The organism is Trinickia sp. (genome assembly GCF_057351765.1).
In genome coordinates this window covers 1-3,146 of the sequence record NZ_JBMRBK010000057.1, presented here as the reverse complement: position 1 = coordinate 3,146, position 3,146 = coordinate 1, and the positions used below count along the sequence as shown (strand labels likewise).

At 66.8% G+C, this 3,146-nt stretch carries 5 protein-coding genes; 2 read left to right on the top strand and 3 right to left on the bottom strand.

All coding sequences use genetic code 11. From position 1 onward, the window contains the following. On the top strand, nt 1-112 hold a 112-nt coding region (locus tag ACO1XS_RS15565; RefSeq protein ID WP_486391115.1), incomplete at its 5' end, for a Kdo hydroxylase family protein. A 58-nt stretch (nt 113-170) separates the two neighbouring features. After that, the gene (gene waaA, locus ACO1XS_RS15560) at nt 171-1,478 is read left to right on the top strand and encodes a lipid IV(A) 3-deoxy-D-manno-octulosonic acid transferase (protein WP_486391113.1); all 1,308 of its coding nucleotides are present in this window, start codon (nt 171-173) and stop codon (nt 1,476-1,478) included. Nucleotides 1,479-1,534: 56 nt separating this feature from the next. Here waaA and ureG read toward each other — a convergent pair whose 3' ends face one another. The 3 genes from ureG to ACO1XS_RS15545 form a co-directional block, all read right to left on the bottom strand. Further along, on the bottom strand, nt 1,535-2,155 hold the full coding sequence (gene ureG / locus ACO1XS_RS15555) for an urease accessory protein UreG (RefSeq protein ID WP_486391112.1): 621 nt from the start codon (nt 2,153-2,155) through the stop codon (nt 1,535-1,537). 21 nt (nt 2,156-2,176) lie between these two features. Further along, nucleotides 2,177-2,866, bottom strand: a complete 690-nt coding sequence (locus ACO1XS_RS15550; protein ID WP_486391114.1) for an urease accessory protein UreF — start codon at nt 2,864-2,866, stop codon at nt 2,177-2,179. Beyond that, the coding region (locus tag ACO1XS_RS15545) for an urease accessory protein UreE (protein ID WP_486391111.1) at nt 2,853-3,146 on the bottom strand (294 nt) is incomplete at its 5' end. The genes ACO1XS_RS15550 and ACO1XS_RS15545, both read right to left, overlap by 14 nt.

The following is a 3,146-nucleotide window of genomic DNA, read 5'->3' as shown; positions in this document are numbered from 1 at the left end:
GGGCCAGTTCATGCTCGAGCAGACGTTCTTTCTGCCGGCCGATGCCATGGTGCAGCGCGAGTGCGCGCCCATCGGCATTCTCGAGCGGCTCACCGGCCGGGCGCTGATTTGAGCGCCGCCGTCGTGGGTTTCGCGCGGCTGTGTGCCGCCTCGTCACGTCCGGGTGCGGCATGTTGAGGGCCCTCTATCGCGCGCTCTGGTGGATCGTCGCGCCGCTCGCGGTGCTACGGCTTTTTATTCGCTCGCGGCGCGAGCGCGGCTATCGCGAGCATATCGGCGAACGCTTCGGCCATACGGCCGGCCGGCCGCGAGACGATCTTGCGCCGCTCATCTGGGTCCACGCCGTATCGGTCGGCGAAACGCGCGCGGCGGAACCGCTTGTCGAAGCGCTCTTGCGCGCCAGGCCCGACGCTCGGTTGCTCGTGACGCATATGACTCCAAGCGGCCGTGCGACGGGCGAACGGCTGTTCGGCTCCCGCGTTGCACGCTGCTATCTGCCCTATGACATGCCGCATACGGTGCGGCGCTTCTTGCGCGCATGGCGGCCGACGCTGGGCATCGTGATGGAAACGGAGGTCTGGCCGACGCTGCTCGACGAATGCCGCCGAGCCGATGTTCCGCTCGTGCTGGCCAACGCCCGCATGTCGGCGCGTTCCTACCGGCGCGCGGCACGTTTCGGCGGGGCAACACGCGAGGTGTTCGGCGGTTTCTCGCGGGTGCTGGCGCAAAGCCCGGCCGATGCGCAACGGTTGACGGCGCTCGGTGCGCGCCATGTCGCGGTGCTCGGCAATCTGAAGTTCGATATGGCGACGCCGCCGGATCTGGTGGCGCGCGGTCGTGCGTGGCGCGCGGCGATCGGCACGCGCCCGGTATGGGTGGCCGCGAGTACGCGCGAAGGGGAAGAGGGGTTGATCCTCGATGCGTTGGCCGCGCAGGCGACGAAGGACGCGCTGTTGCTACTCGTGCCCCGGCACCCGCAGCGCTTCGACGAGGTCGCGGCGCTTGTCGAACGGCGTGGCGTGCGTCTTGCGCGGCGCTCGCAATGGGGCGGCGAGGCGAAGCCCGCGGCTGCCCCGGGGCCTGCCGATATGGCGCCATTGCCGGCCGACGTGACGGTGCTGCTCGGCGATTCGATGGGCGAGCTCGGCGCCTATTATGCGGCGGCGGATGTCGCGTTCATCGGCGGCAGTTTGCTGCCGCTTGGCGGGCAGAACCTGATCGAAGCCTGTGCGGTGGGCGTACCGGTGCTGATCGGGCCACACGTGTTCAATTTCGCGCAAGCGACGGCCGATGCGGTGGCGGCCGGTGCGGCGCAGCAGGTCAGCGATCCGGCCGATCTTGCCCGCGTGCTCGACGAGCTTTTCTCGGACAGGGGGCGCCGCATTACGATGGGCGCGGCGGCTTCGGCGTTTGCCGCGCGCCATCGCGGGACGACGGAGCGGACTGTCGAGGTCTTGAGGGCGTTGATGGAAGCGTGAGCCGACCGGTGGCGCAGTGACGGCCGCCAGACGTTTGCAACCTGGCGGCGAACCGCTCAGCTTCGCAGCAACCCCTTCGACTCGATGAACGACACGACCGCTTCGAGCCCCTCGAGCGCTTTCAGATTGCACATGACGAAGGGCCGCTCGCCGCGCATCTTCTTTGCGTCCGCTGCCATGATTTCGAGGTTGGCACCGACGAATGGCGCGAGATCGGTCTTGTTGATGACGAGCAGGTCCGACTTCGTGATACCCGGCCCACCCTTGCGCGGAATCTTCTCGCCGCCCGCCACGTCGATCACGTAGATCGTCAGATCCGACAGCTCCGGGCTGAACGTAGCCGCCAGATTGTCGCCGCCCGATTCGATGAAGACGATATCCGCCTCGGGAAATCGCGCGAGCATGCGGTCGACCGCTTCGAGATTGATCGAGGCATCCTCGCGGATCGCGGTGTGCGGGCATCCCCCCGTTTCCACGCCCATGATGCGCTCGGCCGGCAGCGCCCCCGAGATCGTCAGAAGGCGTTGATCTTCCTTCGTATAGATATCGTTGGTGATGGCGACGAGGTCGTAGCGCTCGCGCATCGCCTTGCAGAGCATTTCGAGCAGGGTCGTTTTGCCGGAGCCGACAGGGCCGCCGACGCCGACTCGCAGCGCCGGCAATTTCTTGGTTCGCATGACGGTATCTCTCGTATCGATCTAGGAGCGGAAAAGCCGCGAATATTGCTGTTCGTGCCGCGCGGAGAGCACGCCGAGCATCGGTGCAAACGTGTTGATGGCGGTGGGCGGTGTCGCCAGCGCGAGTTCGACGGCCGCCTCGATCGCGTCGCGCAGCGAGACGATGACGCGCTGCCCGGCCATCTGCCCGAGCGGTACCGCCTTGAGCGCCGCGGCAACCTGATTCTCGGCCCAGCTGAATGCGTAAGCGGCGAGGGCGGCTGGCGGGTCGATGCCGTGGGCGGCCACGGCGAAGGCGAATACGGTCGGCTGAGCCACCGGTACGAGCGCGGTGAGCGTTTCGCGCCGTGCCGTATCGCCCCATTCGAGCGATAGGCATAGCTGCTTGAGCGACCAGCCCATCTGCTCGGTTTCGCGTCGCAATTCGGCCGATTCGCGGCTGGCGAGAAACTCGGCATCGGCCGTGGCCAGCGCCGCGATCGACTGCGCATCGTGCGCGTGCCAGCGCGCGATCTGATGCGAGAGAAAGGGCAGCTCGCAGCGCGCCAGGACATGCGCGAGACCGCCGGCGATCCATGCGGACGTCGAGCGCTCATCGACAACCCATTGCGAGTCGATCGCGGATTCGAGCCCTTGCGAATAGCTGAACGCGCCAACCGGTAGCGCAGGCGATGCCAGATGCAGCAGCGCGGTCAACTCAGCGATGCGCATGGCCTTTGCCGTGACTGTGTCCGTGTCCGTGATCGTGATCGTGCCCGCAATCGTGGCCATGCTCGCCATGATGCTCGTCGAAGACACGCTGAGCGAGGGCGTAATCTTCGTCGAACGTTGCATCGTGCCCGTGCCGATGCCCGCCGCCGTACGCGCCCGTCTCAGGTTGAAAAGGCAGCGACGCCGTCTCGACGCGCACGCCAAGCCGCGTCAGCATCGATTCGAGCACCGTGTCGGCTTCGAGCTTCAGATAATCGGCGCCCACTTCCACAGGCGTATG